The sequence below is a fragment of the Serratia sp. H1w genome, from assembly GCF_000633355.1.
Classification (GTDB): Bacteria; Pseudomonadota; Gammaproteobacteria; order Enterobacterales; family Enterobacteriaceae; genus Chania.
The window spans coordinates 101,523-123,566 of the sequence record NZ_AYMQ01000054.1; the positions used below are offsets into that span (position 1 = coordinate 101,523).

Genomic DNA, 22,044 nt, shown 5'->3' on the forward strand with positions numbered 1-22,044 from the left:
ATGGCGATTTCATTTGTACGTATCGACGACCGGGTGATCCACGGCCAACTGGTGACCCGCTGGGCGAAGGAACTGCCCTGTGACGGGATTGTGGCGATCGACGATGAGGTAGCGGCAGATCCGCTGCTGTCGTCGGTGATGAAAGGAGCGGTACAGGATACCAAAGTGTGGTTGTTCACCGTGGCGCAGGCGATAGAAAAGCTGCCGAAGGTGATCGCCAGCGACAAGCAATACTTCGTGATCGGTAAATCCCCCCTCACGCTGCGCAGGCTGTTGGAAGCCGGTATCGATTTGAAAAACCGTAACCAGAAGATCAACGTTGGGCCGATGTCGGCACGGGCACAAACCGTGACCATTGGTCCTAACCAATCGGTAAATCACGAAGAGACCGCCGCCTTTGATTTCCTCAGCGAGCGTGGTCACGCGATCGAATTCCGTCTGGTACCCGACGCCAGCCATTTCAGCTGGTTGGATGCCAAAAAGAAACTCAAACAGGTCTGACTGACAGGAGTTAACTATGTGGTTTGAAGCGACGCTTATCGGGATACTCTGCTATCTCGGCGCGCTGAGTAGCCCTTGGCTGCTGGGGCTGACAGGAGGCTGGTATATTCTCAGCCGCCCGTTGGTATCCGGTATGCTGGTGGGGGCGATCCTCGGCGATGTACAGACCGGTATCATCATCGGTGTTGCGGTTCAGGCGGTGTATATCGCCATGGTAACACCGGGTGGATCGATGCCGGCCGACCTCAACTTTGTGGCCTTCCCGGCGATTGCGTTGGGAATACTTTCCGGCAAAGGGCCGGAGGTGGCGGTCGCGCTGGCGGCGACCATCGGCATCATGGGCACCGTGCTGTTCAACGCCATGATGGTGCTCAATTCCTATTGGAACCACCGTGCGGACGTGGCGGTAGAGCAGGGCGATGAGCGGGGGATCTATCTCAACAGTGCCATCTGGCCGCAGGTGACCAACTTCCTGCTGCGCTTTGTGCCGACCTTTATCGCGGTATTCTTCGGGGCGCGCTACATCAACGCCTTTATGGACAGCCTACCCGCGCTAGTGCTGACCACCATGAACGTGGTCGGCGGCATTCTGCCTGCTGTGGGGATTGCCATTCTTCTCAAGCAGATCATTAAAAACTACAGCATGCTGATTTACTTCCTGGTGGGGTTTATCTGCATCGTGTTCCTCAAGCTGAACATGGTGGCGCTGGTGATTGTCGGTGCGCTGCTGGCGCTCATTCACTACAACTATAAGCCGGAGCCGCAGATTGCCAACGTACAGGCTGGGCCACAGGCCGATGATGAGGATGAATTCTGATGGAAACGCCAACACCCAAACTGAATAAGCAGGATCTGCGCCGCTGCTGGCGTGCCTGGATGATGTATAACCTGTCTTCGATGAGCTTTGAGCGTCTGGAGTCTTATGGTTTTTGCCTGAGCATGATGCCCGCGCTGAAAAAACTGTATCAGGACAAGCAACAGCGTATCGAGGCGATCCGCCGCCATACCTCATTCTACAATACCGAACCGCAGCTGGGCGCGATCGTCAACGGCATGGTGATCGGGCTGGAAGAGAAGCGGGCCAACGGAGAACCGATCGACGGTGAAACCATCAACACCTTGAAGGTGGGCTTGATGGGGCCGGTAGCCGGGATCGGTGATTCCATGCTGCCGGGAATGTTGATCCCCATCCTGCTGAGTATCGGCATGGCCTTGGCCGCGGGGGGCAGCGTGATTGGGCCGCTGTTTTATATTATTGCCTTCAGCCTGATCGTTATTCCTGGCTCTTACTGGCTGTTTATGAAGGGCTATAACATGGGGTCCGGCTCGGTGGAGATGCTGGTCAGCAGCAAATCCTCCCGCCTGCGTGAAGCGCTTTCCCTGTTAGGGGTATTTGTGATGGGGGGCGTGGCGGCCAGCTACGTCAAGCTGGGGACCGGCCTGGAGTTTATTACCAAGGATGGGGTGAACATTCACCTGCAACAGATGCTGGACGGCATTTTCCCTAACCTGATGCCGTTGATCGTGGTGTTGGCTACCTGGTATCTGATGGCTAAACGTGGGCTTTCACCGGTGAAGGCGATGCTTGGCCTGCTGGTGCTGGCCGCGGCTGGCGTCGCCTGCGGTTTATTCTCTTAATCCATCGGTAATCGGGCGCAACCCAAGGCTGCGCCCGTCTTCAATCAAGGCTCAAACCTCAGCCATTTCTCCGCTACGCTGCCCGGTTTGGCAATAAACTGGAAACGCGCCGGGTCGGTCTCAAACTGCGTATAGAGCGGTTCATCGCTCAGGCCAAACTCAGCGTAGTGCCGTGGCCCAACGGCGTGCAATCTGCCGGACTGATAGTGGGGATTTTGCTGCCAGACGATGTTATCGCCCTGCAATAAAGGATACCAGGCCAGCCCTTTGTGAGCCCGTACCGCCTCGTACTCGAAGCCGTATTCGCGATCGCACCAGGCGGCGAAGGTTAACGGTTGATGGGGATCGGCGGAAATGGTGGCATGGGCCCATCCCGGCGGCACCAACACTTTTTCCCCTGGCCCGGCATGGACCGCGAAGCAGCGGCCCGGATCTCGTTCGACCCGTTCCTGCATATAGATAATCGCTTTACCCTGCCAGATTTCATACAGCTCCGGTGGTGACCAGCCGCTGTGCTGGCTTATGCGGTGAATATGCCCCTGACTACGTATCGGTTCACGCCCCAGTTGGCCTTTGGCATAGGTCACAATGCCGAATAGCAACATGCGTTTTTTCAGCTCGGCCAGATGCTGCTGCTTGGCCACATCCATCACGATGGCGTATACCTGCTCTGGGCCGTCACACTCGGGATCGCGCAGAGAAGGGCGGATCTGGTCCAAGGTGCGGATTTCTGGCAGCGGCCCTATCACTTCGTCCCCATAACCAAAGCCCATCGGATCGTGGGTCACGCGCACGTCCAAGCCAAACGGCAACATGGAATCACTCATATTGCACCTCCGCTTTCCAGCTATCGCCGTCAGCCAACACCCGTAGTTTGAAGCCCTGTGGTTGTAAGGCGCTGTAATCATGCCCGGCCACCGTTGGCCAGACCGCCAGCGCAGAGAGCACTTCATCACCGATATTGATCAGACGATGGGCGGTAAAGGAGGGAATATGGTGGACGCTGCCGGGAAATACCTGTTCGAGGGTGCAGTCGCCATCCTGATGTTGCAGCAACAGCAATCCCTTGCCGCGTAACCCGAAATAGAACTCGGCCTGTTCGCGGCGTTGGTGATAATGACCACGTGTCATAAAGAACTCGTCACCTACCTTGCCCGGCTGTAGATGCGTAGTACCGACAAACAGCTCACCTTCCTGTAACGGGGAAGGCAGCATCTCTACGCTGTAAACGGCAAACTCCGCTGGCATCGCCTGCCAGGCGTGATGATCGGCAAATATCCCCGCCAGGCTGCCCAGGGTAGTGGATTTATGCTGTACATCAGATGCGGTAAAGCGCCCATCCTGCAGATTTACCTGCGGTGGGATAATGGCGGTCAATTTCATATCTGGTAGCTCCGCCCGAGGAGAACAGACGCTTTGAGTATATGAGGTTAATCGATTAATCACCAGCGATGAAGCATAAAAAAAGGCGCGAAAATTTCGCGCCTCAGATTGATAGTAGAACGTCAATCGCCTCGTTATGTAGGGGCGCTGCATGCTGCGCCCGCTTTACAGCTAACCGAGGATGATATGCGGATAGAAGCGCGACAGATCCTGGGTGATCAGCTCGCGATCTTCACGCAGGCCGATGCCGCATGGCTGATCGTTAACCAACCAACTGCCGATCAGCGTGTAGCTGCCCTCAAATTGTGGCAGTTGATGGAACTGCTGCACAATCATGCCTTCTTCGCCGTATGGCCCATCTACGCGTGCCACTTCCTGGCCGTTCTGAACGATCTGGATGTTGGCCCCCTCACGTGAGAACAGCGGCTTGGTGACGTAGTGATCCATTGGTGGATGATCGTCTTCGGCAAAGTAAGCGGGTAACAGATTTGGATGATCCGGGAACATTTCCCACAACAATGGCAGCAAGGCCTTGTTGGAGATGATGCTCTTCCAAGCCGGCTCCAGCCAGCGTACGCCAGCGTCTTCCAGCTTGGTGGAGAACATCTCGCGCAGCATAAACTCCCACGGATAGAGCTTGAACAGATTACCGATAACCTGATTTTGCAGATCGGTAAACTGGCCTTTCTCGCCCAGGCCAATCTCTTCCATAAACAGGAATTCGGTCGGCACACCCGCTTCCAGCGCGCAGTCTTGCAGGTATTGCACCGTACCGCGATCTTCCTCGCTGTCCTGGCAACAGGCCAGATGCAGCAGGCCAAAGCCGTGGTTGGCTTGCAGATCGGCGAAACGCTCGATCAGCTTTTCTTGCAGGCTGTTGTACTGATCGGCGGCCGGATCCAGCTTGCCAGCGTTGATCTGATCTTCCAGCCACAGCCATTGGAAAAACGCCGCCTCATACAGTGAGGTTGGTGTATCGGCGTTGTTTTCCAGCAATTTGGGCGGGTTGATGCCGTCATAGGCCAGATCGAGGCGCGAGTACAGCGAAGGCTGATTAGTGCGCCAGGAGCTGCGAACGAATTCCCAGGTGTGCTTGGGAATGCAGAATTTGGCCATCAGCTGATCGCTGTTGACCACCTTCTCTACCACCTTCAGGCACATCTGGTGCAGCTCGGCGGTGGCATCTTCCAGCTCTTCGATCTGCGCTAACGTGAACTGGTAATAGGCATCTTCACACCAGTAGGGTTCGCCATACATGGTGTGAAACTGGAAACCAAACTCGGTGGCCTTTTCGCGCCAGTCTGGGCGCTCGCTAATCGCAACGCGTTTCATGCCTTAACCACCCATGCTGCGTGAGCTAGAGGTGGCGCTGCTGCGCTGCATGCTGGTCTGTTTGGCTACGGACTCACCGAAACCACCACGGGTCACGGTATTAGTCACCGCCGGTTTTGGTGCCATGGCAGTTTTTGGTACCGTCATGGAACGACCGCCTGCGGTTGCCGGGCCGTAGCTTTTACCGGAAGCATCAACAAACTTGCCGTTTGCCGGGCTGACGGCATTTTTAGAGCTGAACAGCGGTTGTTGAGCATAGCCCCCGCCACCCATCATACGGCCCATCATGTAGCCTGCCATCAGCGGCATCCACATGCTGCCACTGCTTTGTGATTCTGCGGCCATGCCAGCCTGTGCTGGAGCCTGAGTACATTGCGCATCGCCGAATTCGGCTACGCAGTCTTCGCGAGTGGCATATTTAGGCGCGGTTTTTTCCGCTTCTTTCAGCGCGTTGTTGTACGCGGTGGTGCACTGCTCGCTCATCGACGGGTTGGAGGTTGAACAATCGTCGGCATTTTTATACAGAGACACCGTCTCATCCGCCTGTTCGCAGCCGGCCAGCATAAATACTGCGCTGATCGCCAAAGCTACGGGCGCAACGCGGTAGCTGCGCCAGGATTTGCGGAAGGTGTCTTTGTTGATGTTTTTGGTCCGTTTCATCGATATTTATCCCATCATGCGGGCTGTATTCGCCCTTGCCCAGTAGTGGTCGATAGGATAGGGGAAAGATGCTCAAAATTAAAGCTGAAATGCCCGCAGGATCCACTCTTTACGCACTTATACGTTGGGGTGTGCGCTAGTTCGCTTTACGGCACATAGCCGCAGCAAAAGCGTTACATAATGGAACGTTTTGCCTGAAGCTATGTTCCATTATGTAACGTTTTTTTCCTTGCTCGCCAACCTGAGCGCAAGCCGTATAGTCAGCAACAGAACAACGCGTCGATACCTACATCTGAAATCTGAACGTTACCTGTTAACGTCCCTACAAGGAGTCAGTTATGTTGAGAATCATCCAATCCCCCAGCAAATACATCCAGGGAGCCAATGCGTTGGCTTCCGTTGGCGAATACGCCAAGGCCCTTGCCGACCATTACTTTGTGATCGCCGATGACTTCGTCATGAAACTGACGGGCGATACGGTGATGGGCAGCCTGCATCAGCACGGGGTGAAATACCATGCCTGCACTTTCAATGGCGAATGCTGCCACAAGGAAATCGATCGGCTTGGTCAGGAGTTGAAAAGCCACGGTTGTAAAGGCGTGATCGGTATCGGCGGGGGTAAAACGCTGGATACCGCCAAGGCGATAGCCTATTACCAGCATGTGCCGGTGGTACTGATGCCGACCATTGCCTCCACGGATGCACCGACCAGCGCGTTGTCGGTGATCTACAGCGAAAGCGGCGAGTTTGAAGAATATCTGATCTATCCCGCCAACCCGAATATGGTGGTAATGGATAGTGCCATTATTGCCAAAGCGCCGGTTCGCCTGTTAGTTGCGGGCATGGGTGACGCGCTCTCCACCTATTTTGAAGCTCAGGCCTGTTTCGATGCCCAGGCCACCAGTATGGCTGGGGGAAAATCTACGCTGGCGGCGCTCAATCTGGCGCGGCTGTGCTATGAAACGCTGTTGGCTGAAGGGGTTAAGGCCAAGTTGGCCGCGGAGTCTGGTGTGGTCACCGAAGCGGTGGAGCGCATCATCGAAGCCAACACCTATCTGAGCGGCATTGGTTTTGAAAGCAGTGGCCTGGCGGCGGCGCACGCCATCCACAACGGCTTTACCGTGCTGGAAGAGTGCCATCATCTGTATCACGGGGAAAAGGTCGCGTTCGGCACTCTGTCGCAACTGGTGCTGCAAAACAGCCCAATGGCGCAGATTGAAACGGTGCTGAACTTCTGCCAGCAGGTCGGGTTGCCGATCACCCTGGCGCAGATGGGTATCACCGGTGAACTGACAGAGAAAATCGGCAAAGTGGCCGAGGCTAGCTGTGCCAAAGGCGAAACCATTCACAACATGCCATTCAGCGTGACGCCGGAAAGCGTACTGGCGGCCATCCTGACGGCAGACAAGCTGGGTAGCGCCTGGTTGCAGCGAGCATAAATCATCGGGCGCGGTTAACGCGCCCGCTGTTCCCTACAGAGGAATTCATCGTGAAAAAGCTAATCAATCAGGTCGATTCGGTCCTTAACGAACAGTTACTCGGCATGGCCGCTGCTCACTCGGAGTTGCAGGTGCATCAGGAGCCAGTGTTTGTGACCCGTACGGCGGGGCCGATCCCTGGCAAAGTGGCGATCCTGTCTGGCGGTGGTAGCGGTCATGAGCCGATGCACTGCGGTTTTGTCGGTGAAGGGATGTTGGACGGAGCCTGCCCAGGGGAGATCTTCACCTCGCCGACGCCGGATAAAATGTATGACTGTGGCCAGGCCATCGACGGCGGTGCCGGGGTGTTGCTGATCATCAAGAACTACACCGGCGATATCCTGAATTTTGAAACGGCGACCGAATTGCTGCATGACAGCGGTGTACCGGTAGCCACGGTGCTGGTGGATGATGATGTGGCGGTCAAAGACAGCCTGTTTACCGCTGGCCGACGTGGTGTTGCCAACACGGTACTGATGGAGAAACTGCTCGGCGCGGCAGCGGTACGGGGCGACGACCTGGACGCGTTGGTGACGCTGGGGCACAAAATCAACAACCAAGGTCATTCGCTGGGGATCGCTCTGGGCGCTTGTACCGTGCCTGCGGCAGGAAAACCGTCGTTTACCCTGGCAGAAAACGAGATGGAGTTTGGCGTTGGTATTCACGGTGAACCGGGGATCGAACGGCGGACGTTTACCACTCTCGATCAAACGGTGGATGACATGTTTGCCACCCTGATCGACCACGGTGATTATCAGCGTACGATCCGCGTTTGGGATCGCCAGCAGGGGGAATGGCGCGAAGAGATCCAGAGCAAACGGGCCTTGGCGCAGGGCGATCGGGTGATTGCGTTGGTCAACAACCTGGGGGCCACGCCGCTTTCTGAACTGTATGGGGTTTACCATCGTTTGGCACAGCGCTGTGCCGCAGCCGGGATCGTGATCGAGCGTAACCTGGTAGGGTCATATTGTACCGCATTGGATATGCAGGGGGTTTCCATCACCTTGCTGCAAGTGGATGACGAACTGTTATCGCTATGGGATGCGCCGGTAAACACGCCAGCGCTGCGCTGGGGTTGAGGAGGACACATGACATTAGGCAAGCAGCAGGTGGTTGAGTGGTTAATGCGTTGCGGCGAAGTCTTTGCCCGCGAACAGGATTTTCTGACTCAGTTGGATAGCGATATTGGCGATGGCGACCACGGCCTGAATATGAATCGTGGTTTTAGCAAGGTGGTGGAAAAGCTGCCCTCGGTGGCGGACAAGGACATCGGCTTTATTCTCAAGAACACCGGCATGACGTTGCTCTCCAGCGTTGGCGGGGCCAGTGGCCCGTTGTTCGGTACTTTCTTTATCCGTGCAGCCCAGGCGGCCAACGCCAAGCAGAGCCTGGATCTGGCAGAGTTGAAGCAGGTGATCCAGGAAGGGGCGGAAGGCGTAGCGATGCGCGGCAAGGCAGAGCCAGGCGATAAAACCATGTGTGACGTCTGGGGGCCGGTGGTTGCCAGCCTGGGCGAGTCGCTACAGCAGCAGCTCAGCGTGACTCAGGCGTTGCAGCAGGCCGCTGCTCGGGCAGAGCAGGCTGCACAGGCCACCATCGTCATGCAGGCCCGTAAAGGACGTGCCAGCTATCTTGGCGAACGCAGCATCGGCCATCAGGATCCGGGGGCAACTTCTGCGATGTTGATGATGCAAACGCTGGCCACGGTAGTGGAGGAAGCCGGATGATCAATATTGTGGTGGTTTCGCACAGTGCGCAATTGGCGCAGGGTGTTGAACAACTGGCCCGCCAGATGATGCGCGGGGAAGGCTGCAAGCTGGCGCTGGCGGCGGGGGTGGATGATGAATTACATCCGATCGGCACCGATGCGGTAAAAGTGATGGAAGCGATCGAGTCCGTCTCCGATGGAACGGGGATTGTGGTGCTGATGGATCTCGGCAGCGCCTTACTGAGTGCGGAAACCGCGCTTGAACTGCTCGACCCAGAGGTGGCGGCCAAGGTGGTGCTGTGTTCGGCACCGCTGGTTGAAGGGACACTGGCGGCGGTCGTCGCAGCTAATGCGGGTGGCAGCCTGGAACAGGTGCTGGAAGAGGCGAAAGGGGCGTTGCAGGCCAAGCAAGTCCAGCTTGGGGAGGAGGTCTCCGTCAGTAAACCTCTGAACTTACCGTTGAGCCAAGGTAAAAGCCTGAGCTGGACAGTACAAAATCCGCATGGGCTGCATGCTCGCCCGGCGGCACGTTTGGCAGAGGCTCTGGCTCCCTTTGAGGCTGAGCTGGTGCTGGAAAAACACGGCCAGTGCGCCAACCCGCGCAGCCTGAATCAGTTGGCGCTGTTGCAGGTTCGTCACGGCGACACCATCCGCCTGATTGCCGATGGTACCCAGGCCGATCAGGCGTTGGCGGCTTTCAAGGCGTTGGCGGAGCAGCATTTTGGTGAAACCGTGTCTGAGCAGCAACTGCCTTCGCTGCACGGCATTCCGGTGGAAGAAAGCGTCAGCAGCGGCCCGGTATACCAGGTGTTGAACTTCTGGCCACAAACGGCAGAGCGCCAACTAGGGGCCGATGATGTGCTCAATGAGCAGCAGCGCCTGCGCATCGCATTGCAGCAAACCCTCAACGACCTGAACAAGCTGGCGGATCGCACTGGCACGCTGATCGGTAAACCGCAGGCGGCGATCTTTGGAGCGCACAGCATGCTGTTAGACGATCCCGATTTGCAACAGGCCGCCTTCACCCGCATCGCCCAGCAACAATGCAGCGCGGAACAGGCGTGGCGGTTGGAGTTGGAGCAGATTGCTGCCGATTATCGTGCGCTGGATGATGAGTATTTACAGGCGCGTGAAGTGGACGTGCGTGACATGCTGCGTCGTACGCTGAGCCATCTGGCAGGGCAACCTATCCCGGCGATTGTGCTCGATGAGCCAGCGATCCTGGTGATGGATGAGCTGATGCCTTCCGACGTCGTGATGCTCGACCGCCGCATGGTGCTGGGTATTTGCCTGAGCGGTGGCAACGCCTTGTCTCATACCGCGATCCTGGCCAAAGCGATGGGGATCCCGATGGTGGTCGGTATGAGCGAATGCCTGAGCAAGACCCGCAACGGCCAGAAAGCGATGCTGGATGCGGAGCGCGGAACCTTGCAGCTCAGTCATTAAGCACGTAGTTTGAATTGGCTGATATCAATCTGCAACTGTTTGATTTTACGCCACAAGGTGGTGCGGCTGATGCCTAACAGCTGCGCCATCTCGTTAAGCTGCCCGTGGCTGACGTTGGCCACGCGGATAATCGCCTGTCGCTCCATTTCTGCCAACGTTAGCAGCGGCATGGCTGGCTGCGTGTCGCTTTCCACCAACGGCTGATGGCTGAGCAGGTGAGCAGGCAAATCGGCCAGTTGGATATGATGGCCGTGGCAAATCATCGCGGCGCGTTCTATTACTCCTTTCAGCTCCAGATCGTTACCCGGCCACAGGTACAGACCCAGTTGGGTCATCACCTCATTGTCCACCCGGAAGCGGCACTGGAAGTGTTGCTCCAGGGCGCGCAGATGGTGTTGGACCAGCAAAGGGATGTCACTAAGGCGCTGGCGTAGCGGCGGGATCTGGATCTCGAAGGCTTGCAGGCTATAAAACAGCTGACGGCGGAAACGGTTCTGTTGCACCAACAGCGCCAGGTTGGCGGCGCTAGTGGCGATCACCCGCACGTTGACCGGGATCACGCGGCTGGAATTCATGCGCATCACCACGCCGGTTTTTAGCACCTGCAATAGGGCAGACTGCATCGCCATTGGCAGATATTCGATCTGTTCAAGGTACAGCGTGCCACCGTTGGCCAGTTCGAACTTGCTGAGCTGGCCCGCCTCATCTTCATTGGCATCGCTGCCCAGCAGTTCCTTTAACCCCTGCTCCTCAGGCAGCAACTGGCAATTCAAGGCGATATAAGGCCCGGCGGCCCGTTCGCTGGCATTATGGATGGCCTGGCTGACCAACTCTTTCCCCACCCCTTCTTCACCGCACAGCAAAATCGGGTGATGGCCTTTCGCCGCCTGCTGACCATAGCGGATCAGGCGGCGCATTTCCTGAGTACCCGAAGGCATCTGTTCAAAGGTGTGGCTGACCCGGCCAATCTGGCTGCTGACGTACTGATGCAGCCTTTCCAGAGGGTGCAGCAAGGCGATAAAGCTACAGTGCTCACCATCCAGGATCGGTTTGAGGGTGAGCAGCGCGGCGATAAACTGGCCCTGACTTTCAAAGGTCACCTCCACATGCTGTAACGGCTGGCGTTGATTGATGGCGCGGTTAAGCAACGCCGGTAGCGTCAACAGCTGTGACAGCGGTTTGCCCTGACTCTGCTGTTCGTGCAGTTTCAGCATGGCGGCGGCGCGAGGGTTGATATATTGCAGATAACCCCGGTGATCCCAGGCCATGACGCCGTCGTCTACACTGTCCAACAATCCATTGAGCTGGTTGAGATGGCGGTTGGATTCGGCTAACAGGCCGTCGGCGTTCAGGGCGTTGCCGATCTCCCTGGCGATCGCCAGGATCAGCGAAAGATCGCCTGCGTTGCAATCGGCCAACTGGCAGCCCAGCGCCAGCATGCCGCGCTGACGGCCGCTATGGTCATGCACCGGTGCGGCGCAAAATGACCAGCCATGCAGCGCTTCGCGCACGTGTTCGTCACTGTGGATCTGCACCGGGTGACCTTCCGATGCGGCCAGGGAAGGGGCATTGGTGCCGATATCGCCTTCCGCCCAATACGCGCCGGGTGCAAAACCCAGTTCGAGCAGTTGATCGCCAGTTGCCTTGTCACCGCATTGCCACAGCGTGCAGCCGCTTTCGTCGAGGATCAGCAGCACGCAGTGGCGCTGTTCCATATATTCCCAGGCATCCTCCAACGCCGCCTGGCCGAGCGTAATAAAATCATCCTTACGCTGACAGATCGAGTTGAAGGTGGTACCCAGGGCGCGATGTGGGGCTTTCCACACCGCGGGTTGCATCAGGTGGCTGCAACGCAGCCAAGAGGCATAAATGGCTGGGGAGGGGCGCAGCTGTGGCGGTAATGCGCCTTCGGTGATCAACCGTTGCCAGAGTGAAGCGTTATCCATCAGATCCCATTCAGCAGATAAGCACCAATATGAGGCCGTAGATAATTTTCAACAGGCTCATCACGTAGGGGCGCTGCATGCTGCGCCCGTCTTGGTAATCATAACATTAACCCTTGGAGAGACCGTGAGGTGATGGGCAGAAGCACGATTAACGGATAAAAAAACGGAGCGCGGCAAATGCCGGGCCCCGTTATTGGGTAGCGCTAAGCTGCCACAGCAGCTTATCTGCTGGCCGTTGGCCGGGTGGTGCTGGAGCCGTCAACGTAGGCATCTTGTGCCGAGGTTGGTGGTGCAACCACGTCTGGCGCGGTGGAGATAGGTTTACCCAAGGATCCGTTCAGCATCATCAGATCGTTTTCGTTCAGCGTACCGAGCGCAGACTTGATGTTTAGCTGGTTGATCAGATAGGAATAACGCGCATTGGAAAGCTGTTGTTTGGCGTTATACAGCGTCGTCGTCGCATCTAACACGTCGACGATGGTACGCGTACCGACTTCATAACCGGCTTCGGTGGCATCCAAAGAACTCTGAGCAGAGATCACCGCTTGTTTATAAGCGCTGATGCTGCTGATGGAGGCAGAGACGTTGTTGAAGGAGGAACGTACGGTTTGCACTACGCTGCGGTGAGCGCTTTCCAACTGCTCGCTGGCACCGACGAAGTTATACTGCGCCTGTTGTACCTGAGAGTTGGTCACGCCGCCGTTGTACAGTGGCACGCTAACGCTGATGCCGACCTGGTTCTGGCCGTTAATCGAGTCGCTTCCACCGCCACTATTGGGGATGTTAGCTCTGGATCCGGTATATTTGGAGTTTGTTAAACCGGTAGAGGCATTCAGATCGACAGTTGGCATATAGCCGGTCTGAGCCGATTTGATCTGTTCACGAGCCAGATCCTGGCTCAGGCGTGCAGACAACAGGCTCAGGTTGCGGCTTTCCGCTTCCTTCAGCAAGTTGTTAACGGCCTCTGGGCGCTTGGTGCTAAATTTATTGGTATCGAGCGAGGCCAGTTCCGGGTAGAAGGTGCCGGTGATCTGACGCAACACTTCCACCGCATTATCCAGGTTGTTACGGGCGGTCACTTCGTTGGCCAGCACGGTATCGTAGTTGGCACGGGCGTTCTGCACGTCGGTAATCGCAACCAGACCCACGTTAAAGCGTTGGGTGGTCTGATCCAAGGTGCGGTAAACCGCCTGCTTGTTGGCCTGGGTGTAGGACAGGGCATCGATCGCCTGTAATACGTTGAAATAGGCGGTGGCCGTATTCAGGATCAGTTGCTGCGATGAAGTCTGGAAAGTGACGTCGGTGATCCCGGCGGCTTTTTCCTGTAGCGTCAGCGCACGCCATTTGGACATGTCAAAGATGGTCTGGGTCAACCCCAGCGAGCCTTGAGTAGTTTTACTGTTAAGCCCATCGGCATCACGGAAATTGTTGGCGTAGGTATAACCGGCAGATAAGCCAAGCTGTGGCAGCAACGGGCTGCGTGCTTCGTTGATTTTTTCATACGCCGCATCACGGTCAGCAGCGGTTTTACGCAGATCCGGGTTACTTTCCCTGGCCTGTTTGTAAACCTGCAACAGGTTCTCTGCCTGGCTCATGGTGCTGAAGCCCGCGAGGCTCAGACCAATAAGAAGGGGGAGCAGTTTCTTCATTTGCATTCCTTGTTGTGCAGCAATATTGCTATGTTAGCGCTGACGATAGACGAATAGTTGCCAATTCTAGCAGAGTCTGCCGATCGCTGAGGGTGGCTTAATGTGCCATCTCACAGAACTTTTACCTTACTGGACGCTACGTTGACTTACACTTGTCTATTCGCATCGGCGCTACCTGATATCATGGTTCACAATCTAACACAAAGCGGGTGAAGATAACCCCGTCGTTTCTGTCATCAAATCCCTTTATTTTACTGGCACAATCACACAGGAGGATCCGTAGATGAACCGCTCGCAACCTTCACCCGTTACTTTCGACAAAAATGATGTAGAAATTATTGCACGAGAGACGCGATACCGTGGGTTTTTTTCACTCGATTTATATCGCTTTCGCCATCGTCTGTTCAATGGTGAGATGAGCGATGAGGTTACCCGCGAAGTTTTTGAACGCGGCCATGCGGCGGTGTTGCTACCTTATGATCCCATCAGGGACGAGGTGGTGTTGGTTGAGCAGCTGCGCATCCCGGCCATCGATAGCTCAGCATCCCCCTGGCTGCTGGAAATGGTTGCAGGTATGATCGAAACGGGAGAAAGCGTTGAGGACGTCTGCCGCCGTGAAGCGTTGGAGGAGGCTGGCGTGGTCGTCGGGCGCTGCAAACCGGTGTTGAGTTATCTGGCCAGCCCCGGTGGAACCAGCGAGCGCCTGTCGATTATGGTCGGCGAGGTTGACGCCCTGACGGCCGAAGGGATCCACGGATTGCCCGAAGAACATGAAGATATCCGTGTCCACGTGGTCAGCCGCGAGCAGGCTTACCGCTGGGTTGAAGAAGGCGCGATTGATAATGCCGCATCAGTGATTGCATTGCAGTGGCTGGCGTTGCACCATGAATCGCTTAGAGCAGAATGGGCCAACTAAATGCAAAAGCGCTATACCCCTGATTTCCCGGAAATGATGAGATTGTGTGAAACCAACTTCGCGCAATTGCGGCGTTTGATGCCGCGTAACGACGAAGTCGATGAAACCGTCACTTATCAGGTGAATGGCGCCCATTATCGTCTGACTATTGTTGAATCTACCCGTTACACTACGCTGGTGCAGATTGAGCAGACTGCGCCTGCGGTCAGCTACTGGAGCCTGCCTGCGATGACGGTGCGGCTTTACCACGACGCGATGGTTGCGGAAGTGTGTTCCAGCCAGCAGATCTATCGGTTTAAAGCGCGTTATGATTATCCGAACAAAAAGTTGCATCAACGCGACGAAAAGCATCAAATTAACCAGTTTCTTGCTGATTGGTTGCGCTACTGTTTGGCGCATGGAGCAATGGCGGTTCCGGCTTGTTAGACAGAGTGCAATAACAAAGGACAATATTTGGAAAGCCTGTTTAGACTGCCCGTGGCGAGTGGGGCCAAGGTCAGGATCCTACAAATAACTGATACCCACCTGTTTGCTGGCAAGCATGAGACCTTGCTCGGCATCAACACCTATGCCAGCTATCACGCGGTGCTGGATGCAGTGATCGCGCAGCAGCGTGAGTGTGACCTGATCGTAGCAACCGGCGATCTGGCGCAGGATCATTCCCAGGCGGCATACCGGCACTTTGCCGATGGTATCACCCGTTTACCCGCGCCCTGTGTCTGGCTGCCGGGTAATCATGATTTTCAGCCAGCGATGGTAGACGCGCTGGCCGCCGCCGGGATCTCGCCTTCAAAGCAGGTGCTGCTGGGGGACGACTGGCAAGTGCTATTGCTGGATAGCCAGGTGTTTGGCGTGCCACACGGCGAGCTGAGCGACTATCAGCTGGAGTGGATGGAGCGTTGCCTGGAGGCCAATCCAGAGCGTTATACGCTGCTGTTGCTGCACCATCATCCATTGCCTTCCGGCTGCACCTGGCTCGATCAACACAGTCTGCGCAACCCGCATACGCTGGCGGCCATGTTGTGGCGCTACCCGAAAGTGAATACCCTGCTGTGCGGGCATATCCATCAGGAACTGGATCTGGGTTGGCACGGGCGTCGGCTGTTGGCTACGCCATCTACCTGTGTGCAATTCAAGCCGCACTGCACCAATTTTACTATCGACGACGTTTCCCCAGGTTGGCGCTATCTCGACCTGTTGCCAGATGGCCGGGTGGAAACCCAGGTCTTCCGGCTGGAAAACGATGACTTCCGCCCCGACATGGATTCGGATGGCTACTGATGCCTTCAACCTTACTTTACCTGCACGGTTTCAACAGTTCGCCGCTATCGGCCAAGGCCACGGCTTTCAAAGCCTGGCTGGCGGAACATCATCCCAATATCGACATGCTGGTGCCGCAGTTGCCGCCATATCCGGCGGAGGCAGCGGAAATGCTGGAAGATATGGTGATGGCGCGGGCGGGCCAGACGATGGGTGTCGTAGGCTCCTCGCTGGGGGGGTATTATGCCACCTGGTTATCACAGTGTTTTTCCCTGCCTGCGGTAGTGGTAAACCCTGCGGTGAAGCCGTATGAGCTGCTGATCGACTATCTCGGACGCAACGAGAACCCCTACACCGGGCAGCAATATGTGTTAGAGTCACGCCACGTTTATGATCTGAAAGTGATGCAGGTCGATCCCTTGGAGTCGCCGGATTTAATCTGGTTGCTACAGCAAACGGGCGATGAAATTCTCGATTACGGTCAGGCAGTGGCTTATTACACCGCTTGCCGGCAAACGGTGGAGTCGGGTGGAAACCACGCTTTCGTCGGTTTCGAGCACTACTTCCCCCAGATTGTGGATTTTTTAGGGCTATGACGCCGCAGCAACTTCAGCTATCACAGATATACTGAACAGGCAGCGGGCGATTTCGGCACCTTCCCTCAACCACGAAAAAATAATCAACGATGACTCAATCCAGCTATAACGCTGATGCCATTGAAGTACTCAGCGGTCTAGAACCAGTGCGCCGTCGTCCCGGTATGTATACCGACACGACGCGTCCGAACCACCTCGGCCAAGAGGTGATAGATAACAGCGTCGATGAAGCGTTGGCGGGCCATGCCAAGCGTATCGACGTGATCCTGCACGCCGATCAGTCACTGGAAGTGATCGACGACGGCCGCGGCATGCCGGTGGATATCCACCCTGAAGAAGGCGTACCGGCGGTTGAGTTGATCATGTGTCGTCTGCACGCGGGCGGTAAATTCTCCAATAAAAACTACCAGTTCTCCGGCGGCCTGCACGGCGTGGGGATTTCGGTGGTTAACGCCCTGTCAAAGCGGGTGGAAGTCAGCGTCAAGCGCGACGGTAACGTCTATGGCATCGCTTTTGAGAATGGCGACAAGGTGCAGGAACTAGCGGTAACTGGGAGCTGCGGCAAACGCAACACCGGTACCAGCATTCACTTCTGGCCTGACGAGCAGTTCTTCGATAGCCCGCGCTTCTCGGTTTCGCGTCTTTCACACCTGCTGAAAGCCAAAGCGGTGCTGTGCCCCGGCGTTGAAATCTACTTTATCGACAAGCTGAACAATACCGAACAGCGCTGGTGCTACCAGGACGGCCTGACCGATTACCTGATGGAAGCGGTGAACGGCCTGATCACCCTGCCGGAAAAGGCTTTTGTCGGCAATTTTGCCGGTGATACCGAAGCGGTGGACTGGGCGTTGCTGTGGCTGCCGGAAGGTGGGGAACTGCTAACGGAAAGCTACGTCAACCTGATCCCGACCATGCAAGGCGGGACGCACGTCAACGGCCTGCGCCAAGGGTTGCTGGATGCGATGCGCGAGTTCTGTGAATTCCGCAATATTCTACCGCGTGGCGTGAAGCTGTCTGCGGAAGATATCTGGGATCGCTGTGCCTACGTGCTGTCGGTGAAAATGCAGGATCCGCAATTCGCTGGCCAGACGAAAGAACGGCTGTCGTCTCGTCAGTGCGCGGCGTTTGTTTCCGGCGTGGTGAAAGATGCCTTCAGCCTGTGGCTGAATCAGAACGTTCAGGCGGCCGAGCAGTTGGCCGAGCTGGCGATCTCCAGCGCACAACGTCGTCTGCGTGCGGCGAAGAAGGTGGTGCGTAAAAAGTTGACCAGCGGGCCTGCATTACCGGGCAAGCTGGCGGACTGCACCTCGCAGGATCTGAGCATGACCGAACTGTTCCTGGTCGAAGGGGACTCGGCGGGCGGCTCGGCCAAGCAGGCGCGCGATCGCGAGTACCAGGCGATCATGCCGCTGAAGGGCAAGATCCTCAACACCTGGGAAGTTTCCTCAGACGAAGTGTTGGCCTCACAGGAAGTGCATGATATTTCCGTGGCGATCGGCATCGATCCCGACAGCGAAGATCTCAGCCAACTGCGCTACGGCAAAATCTGTATCCTGGCGGATGCGGACTCCGACGGCTTGCACATCGCTACGCTGCTGTGTGCGCTGTTTGTGCGCCACTTCCGTACGCTGGTGAAGGGCGGTCACGTGCACGTTGCCATGCCGCCGTTATACCGTATCGACCTGGGCAAAGAAGTCTATTACGCCCTCGACGAGGAAGAGAAAGCCGGCGTGCTGGAGCAGTTGAAACGTAAGAAAGGCAAGCCGAACGTCCAGCGCTTTAAAGGGCTGGGTGAGATGAACCCGCTGCAACTGCGTGAAACGACGCTCGATCCCAACACGCGCCGTCTGGTGCAGTTGACCATCGATGACGAGAATACCGATCAGACCATGGCCATTATGGACATGCTGTTGGCGAAGAAGCGTTCGGAAGACCGTCGTAACTGGCTGCAAGACAAGGGCGACACCGCCGAGCTTTCCGTCTGATACCCGTGGGGCCGCAATGCGGCCCCAAGTTTTCACACCAGTGCCATCCCAGGCGCACCGCGTGCTGCGCCCGCTAACTCAGGGCGTAATGTATGAAAATCACCCTCGAAGAATTGCTGGCGTTTACCTCGGTGGTAGACAGTGGCTCGATCACTGCCGCCGCCGAACAGCTTGGCCAAACCACCTCTGGCATCAGCCGGGCGCTGAGCCGTCTGGAAAAGAAACTCGACACCACCTTATTGCGCCGCACTACCCGCCGTCTGGAACTGACCGAGGAAGGGCAGAGCTTTTTGGCCCACGCGCGGGAAATTATCAACTCGGTGGAGCATGCCGAAGAGCAGATGGCGCTGCGTCGTCTGAATCCGGCTGGCAGGCTGCGGGTCAATGCTGCCGCGCCCTTTATGGAGCACGTGATCGTGCCGCTGGTCGCCGGTTTCCGCCAACGTTTCCCGCAGATTGAATTAGAACTCAACACCGATAACCTGATTATCGATCTGCTGGAAAAGCGCACCGATATCGCCATTCGGATTGGCGCATTGCGCGACTCCACCATCCACGCGCGCCTGCTGGGGGCCAGCCAGTTACGTATCCTTGCCAGCCCAGAGTATATTGCCCGCCATGGGGAACCGCTGAGTGTTGAAGAACTCAGCCATCATAGCCTGCTGGGCTTTACGCAACCCGAGTCGCTCAACCTGTGGCCGCTGCACTATCGGCAGGCGGATCACTTTGCCATTACCCCAACGCTGTCGGCTTCCAGCGGCGAGACGCTGCGGCAACTGGCGCTGCGCGGCGAAGGGGTCGCGCAACTGGCCGATTTTATGACGCGGGAAGATCAGCTGGAAGGGCGTCTGGTTCAGTTGCTGGCGGCAGAGACGCTGGATGTTCGTCAGCCGATTAACGCGGTGTATTACCGCAATGCCCAGCTAGCCGCACGTATTACCTGTTTTCTGGATTATGTCAGTGCACATATCAGCGATGCGCAGAGCTTGTAGACCTGTATGGAGGGCAGTTTTCTGAAGACCTCACTCACAGTGATTACCCTCTTCCGCTAATAATACTAATCTGATATTAAAACGTCTTTATTTTAATCACTGGTCAACCCTGTGGTGTTTATTTCTATAATTATTGGTGTTTAAATAAATAATAAGATAAAGCCTATATTGCTTGCGATATTTAATATCGCAATATAATCAACTTACTACCCTTTCTTCAATAAAACTATATTTTAAACTTATTATTTAAATAACGTTGATTAACGTAAATTTAACGTGCTAGTGTACCGAAATCCGCATGACGGATAACTCAATTGGCCATTATTTAATGTCATTTAAATCGCTAGCATTTATTTTATAAGTGCGGATTTGGCATGGCTGATAACCCATTAATAAAAAGGAATTTATTCTGATGAATAAACAAAGAAAACAACTGATTGCCAAACTCAAGCCTATTTGCTTTTTTAGCCTGGTTGCCTGGGGGGCCGTAGCGCATGCTGCAGTCGCGCCGTCGGTCATCGGGGGGCCTGCAGTTAATGCCGGAGCCAATGGTAGCACCGTGATAAATATCAATGCGGCGGGTAACGGTGGCGTTTCCCATAATATCTACACACAGTTTGATGTGGATAAAGGAGGCGTTGTCCTTAATAACAGTGTGGCTAACTCTACCTCGCAACTTGCCGGGAATATCGCCGGTAACGCCAATCTAGCAGGGGGTTCTGCCTCAATCATCCTCAACGAAGTCAACTCCACCAAGGCCAGTCAGCTGAACGGTATGATTGAAGTTGCTGGGCAGAAGGCTCAGGTTATCGTCGCTAACCCGTCAGGGATCACCTGTAGCGGTTGTGGCTTTATCAACACTGAACGTGCCACCTTGACCACCGGTAAAGCGCAGGTGGCCAATGGCACGCTGCTTGGCTATACCGTGGACAAAGGGACCATCATCATTAACGGTAATGGCCTGCAAGCCGGGGATACCAACTATACCGATGTGATCTCTCGCGCCGTACAAATTAACGCAGACGTTCGCGCCAAAGACCTGAAAGTGACCACCGGGCGTAACAACGTGAATGTCGATAACACCCAGATTGGCGAACTGACGCCATCCGGTGTTGCTCCTACGCTGGCGATTGATGTTGCTAAACTGGGCGGCATGTATGCCAACAAAATTACCCTGGTGAGCACCGACCGTGGCGTCGGTGTGCGTAACGCGGGCACTATTGGCGCGGCGGTCGGTGATGTCCGGATCACCACTGATGGTATTCTGGAAAATAAAGGCACTATCGATGCTGCAAACGACGTGAATATCGATACCACCCGTGGGCGCTATGCGGGCAATGGCTATTATTATGCCTATGGCCGCGCGTTAAATAACACTGCTAACGGTGTGATTAAAGCCAAGAATAATATCAATATCGATATTGCCAAAAGTCAGTTGAGTAATGGGGGGGGCACCATTATGACTTCGGGCGAAGGCGAGGGTAATATTAATATTACCAGTGCGGCTATTGATAACAAGTTTGGCACCATTCAAGGTGTGGGCGTGGTCAATACGCGTATTGATCCCTACGCTTATGGCTATGTCCGTACGTTAAGCAACTCTGGTGGCGTGATTAGCGGCAGAAAAGGCGTGGTACTTTCTTCCTCTACCCTTGATAACACCAATGGGATTATCAACGCCGCTGACGGTGCTGTCGATATCAACACGGCCGGATATACGTTGACCAACCTTAACGGGACGATTAATGCGGGCAAAGAGTTGAAGCTCAATACCGGTATTCTGAATAACAGCTCCGGGCTGATACAGTCCCAAGACAATCTTACCGTCAACACCAATAAACAAAGTTTGACTAATACCAAAGGAGCGATTCGCGGTAGCAAAAACGTCTACATCAACAGCTCCAGCCTGAATAACACCTCCGGGCGTGTGTTGGCGGGTGATTACCTCGATATCAATACCAATGGTGGCACCATTACCAATGCCGGTCTGACCAAAGGCGCCTATGATGCCGAGTTGTCTAGTGGCACTGGGGGGACGACGCTGATCGCCAGCACCATCAATAACAGCTATGGCAAGATTGCTTCGCAGGGGAATATTGTTACCAATACCTCTTCGCTGCTGAAAAATAGCTACAGTCTGATCGAGAGTGACAGCAATATCGTCATCACGACCAGAAGCCTTGATAACACCTATGGCTTGATTGAATCGGCTAAAGATACCGTTATTACCGCCGACTCGATCGCTAACAGCGCGGGCAATATCGATGCCGACGCACAGGCTACCCTGATGCTTTCCGGCAGCTACAGCCATTACGGTAACCTGAGTGGCAAGCAAGGCGTGAATATCAACGCGGATAAAGGCTATGTCTATAACTACGGCACTTTGTCCTCCACCAATGGCCAGACGATGGTGAACACCCGCAGCTTCTATAACCAGCGCGGTGCGGTTGTCACTAGTCCGTCAGGGTTGAATTTGGTACTTGCCACGCCAGGCACCTTCACCAATAGCGGCACGATCCAAGGCCCTATCACCATCACATCGGTTAAGTAATTA

Annotated in this window: 20 protein-coding genes; 14 read left to right on the forward strand and 6 right to left on the reverse strand. The window is 55.6% G+C overall.

Features of this window, described 5'->3' with window-relative positions:
• The 3 genes from U869_RS0112195 to U869_RS0112205 are packed head-to-tail and all read left to right on the forward strand — an operon-like array spanning nt 1 to nt 2,139.
• Nucleotides 1–501, forward strand: coding sequence for a PTS sugar transporter subunit IIB (locus tag U869_RS0112195; RefSeq protein WP_025119952.1), 501 nt, complete (start codon nt 1–3; stop codon nt 499–501).
• Between the two features lie 16 nt (nt 502–517).
• Complete coding sequence (locus tag U869_RS0112200; protein WP_025119951.1) at nt 518–1,318, forward strand: PTS sugar transporter subunit IIC; 801 nt, start codon at nt 518–520, stop codon at nt 1,316–1,318.
• On the forward strand, nt 1,318–2,139 hold the full coding sequence (locus tag U869_RS0112205) for a PTS system mannose/fructose/sorbose family transporter subunit IID (protein ID WP_025119950.1): 822 nt from the start codon (nt 1,318–1,320) through the stop codon (nt 2,137–2,139). The genes U869_RS0112200 and U869_RS0112205 overlap by 1 nt, the downstream gene beginning before the upstream one ends.
• 44 nt (nt 2,140–2,183) lie before the next feature.
• On the opposite strand, the gene U869_RS0112210 is transcribed toward U869_RS0112205, so the two are convergent.
• The 4 genes from U869_RS0112210 to U869_RS0112225 all read right to left on the reverse strand — a co-directional run bounded on the left by U869_RS0112210 (nt 2,184) and on the right by U869_RS0112225 (nt 5,514).
• The gene (locus U869_RS0112210) at nt 2,184–2,966 is read right to left on the reverse strand and encodes a glucose-6-phosphate isomerase family protein (protein WP_025119949.1); all 783 of its coding nucleotides are present in this window, start codon (nt 2,964–2,966) and stop codon (nt 2,184–2,186) included.
• Nucleotides 2,959–3,522 carry a glucose-6-phosphate isomerase family protein gene (locus tag U869_RS0112215; protein WP_025119948.1) on the reverse strand — a complete coding sequence of 188 codons (564 nt, stop codon included), beginning with the start codon at nt 3,520–3,522 and terminating at the stop codon, nt 2,959–2,961. The genes U869_RS0112210 and U869_RS0112215 overlap by 8 nt, the downstream gene beginning before the upstream one ends.
• Before the next feature lie 171 nt (nt 3,523–3,693).
• Nucleotides 3,694–4,854, reverse strand: coding sequence for a glutathionylspermidine synthase family protein (locus tag U869_RS0112220; protein WP_025119947.1), 1,161 nt, complete (start codon nt 4,852–4,854; stop codon nt 3,694–3,696).
• 3 nt (nt 4,855–4,857) lie between these two features.
• Nucleotides 4,858–5,514, reverse strand: coding sequence for a DUF1190 family protein (locus U869_RS0112225; RefSeq protein WP_025119946.1), 657 nt, complete (start codon nt 5,512–5,514; stop codon nt 4,858–4,860).
• A gap of 338 nt (nt 5,515–5,852) precedes the next feature.
• Between U869_RS0112225 and U869_RS0112230 the strand changes: the two genes are divergently transcribed.
• The 4 genes from U869_RS0112230 to dhaM are packed head-to-tail and all read left to right on the forward strand — an operon-like array spanning nt 5,853 to nt 10,146.
• Nucleotides 5,853–6,953 (forward strand): glycerol dehydrogenase, encoded by a 1,101-nt coding sequence (locus U869_RS0112230; protein ID WP_025119945.1) that lies wholly within the window; start codon nt 5,853–5,855, stop codon nt 6,951–6,953.
• Nucleotides 6,954–7,003: 50 nt separating this feature from the next.
• A complete protein-coding gene (dhaK, locus tag U869_RS0112235; protein ID WP_025119944.1) occupies nt 7,004–8,071 on the forward strand; it encodes a dihydroxyacetone kinase subunit DhaK in 1,068 nt (355 codons plus the stop codon).
• Nucleotides 8,072–8,080: 9 nt separating this feature from the next.
• A complete protein-coding gene (gene dhaL, locus U869_RS0112240; RefSeq protein ID WP_025119943.1) occupies nt 8,081–8,719 on the forward strand; it encodes a dihydroxyacetone kinase subunit DhaL in 639 nt (212 codons plus the stop codon).
• A complete protein-coding gene (dhaM, locus tag U869_RS0112245; protein WP_025119942.1) occupies nt 8,716–10,146 on the forward strand; it encodes a dihydroxyacetone kinase phosphoryl donor subunit DhaM in 1,431 nt (476 codons plus the stop codon). The genes dhaL and dhaM overlap by 4 nt, the downstream gene beginning before the upstream one ends.
• Here the strand turns inward: dhaM and dhaR are convergent.
• Together dhaR and tolC are read right to left on the reverse strand one after the other, a co-directional pair.
• Entirely contained in the window at nt 10,143–12,092 is a 1,950-nt protein-coding gene (gene dhaR / locus U869_RS0112250) for a dihydroxyacetone kinase operon transcriptional regulator DhaR (RefSeq protein ID WP_025119941.1), read from the reverse strand. The genes dhaM and dhaR overlap by 4 nt on opposite strands.
• Before the next feature lie 221 nt (nt 12,093–12,313).
• Nucleotides 12,314–13,741, reverse strand: coding sequence for an outer membrane channel protein TolC (gene tolC, locus U869_RS0112255; protein WP_029988647.1), 1,428 nt, complete (start codon nt 13,739–13,741; stop codon nt 12,314–12,316).
• 283 nt (nt 13,742–14,024) lie between these two features.
• Here tolC and nudF point away from each other — a divergent pair, with 283 nt between their 5' ends.
• The 7 genes from nudF (at nt 14,025) to U869_RS0112290 (ending at nt 22,041) form a co-directional block, all read left to right on the forward strand.
• The gene (gene nudF, locus U869_RS0112260) at nt 14,025–14,657 is read left to right on the forward strand and encodes an ADP-ribose diphosphatase (protein ID WP_025119940.1); all 633 of its coding nucleotides are present in this window, start codon (nt 14,025–14,027) and stop codon (nt 14,655–14,657) included.
• A complete protein-coding gene (locus U869_RS0112265) occupies nt 14,658–15,083 on the forward strand; it encodes a DUF1249 family protein (RefSeq protein WP_021179514.1) in 426 nt (141 codons plus the stop codon).
• 27 nt (nt 15,084–15,110) lie between these two features.
• A complete protein-coding gene (gene cpdA / locus U869_RS0112270) occupies nt 15,111–15,938 on the forward strand; it encodes a 3',5'-cyclic-AMP phosphodiesterase (RefSeq protein ID WP_025119939.1) in 828 nt (275 codons plus the stop codon).
• Nucleotides 15,938–16,513: an esterase YqiA gene (gene yqiA / locus U869_RS0112275; RefSeq protein ID WP_025119938.1), complete on the forward strand. Its 576-nt coding sequence runs from the start codon at nt 15,938–15,940 to the stop codon at nt 16,511–16,513. Before cpdA ends, yqiA begins: the two co-directional genes overlap by 1 nt.
• A gap of 89 nt (nt 16,514–16,602) precedes the next feature.
• Complete coding sequence (gene parE, locus U869_RS0112280) at nt 16,603–18,498, forward strand: DNA topoisomerase IV subunit B (RefSeq protein ID WP_025119937.1); 1,896 nt, start codon at nt 16,603–16,605, stop codon at nt 18,496–18,498.
• A gap of 92 nt (nt 18,499–18,590) precedes the next feature.
• The gene (locus U869_RS0112285) at nt 18,591–19,490 is read left to right on the forward strand and encodes a LysR family transcriptional regulator (RefSeq protein WP_025119936.1); all 900 of its coding nucleotides are present in this window, start codon (nt 18,591–18,593) and stop codon (nt 19,488–19,490) included.
• Nucleotides 19,491–19,902: 412 nt separating this feature from the next.
• Complete coding sequence (locus U869_RS0112290) at nt 19,903–22,041, forward strand: filamentous hemagglutinin N-terminal domain-containing protein (protein ID WP_025119935.1); 2,139 nt, start codon at nt 19,903–19,905, stop codon at nt 22,039–22,041.
• The last annotated feature ends 3 nt before the right edge of the window (nt 22,042–22,044 follow it).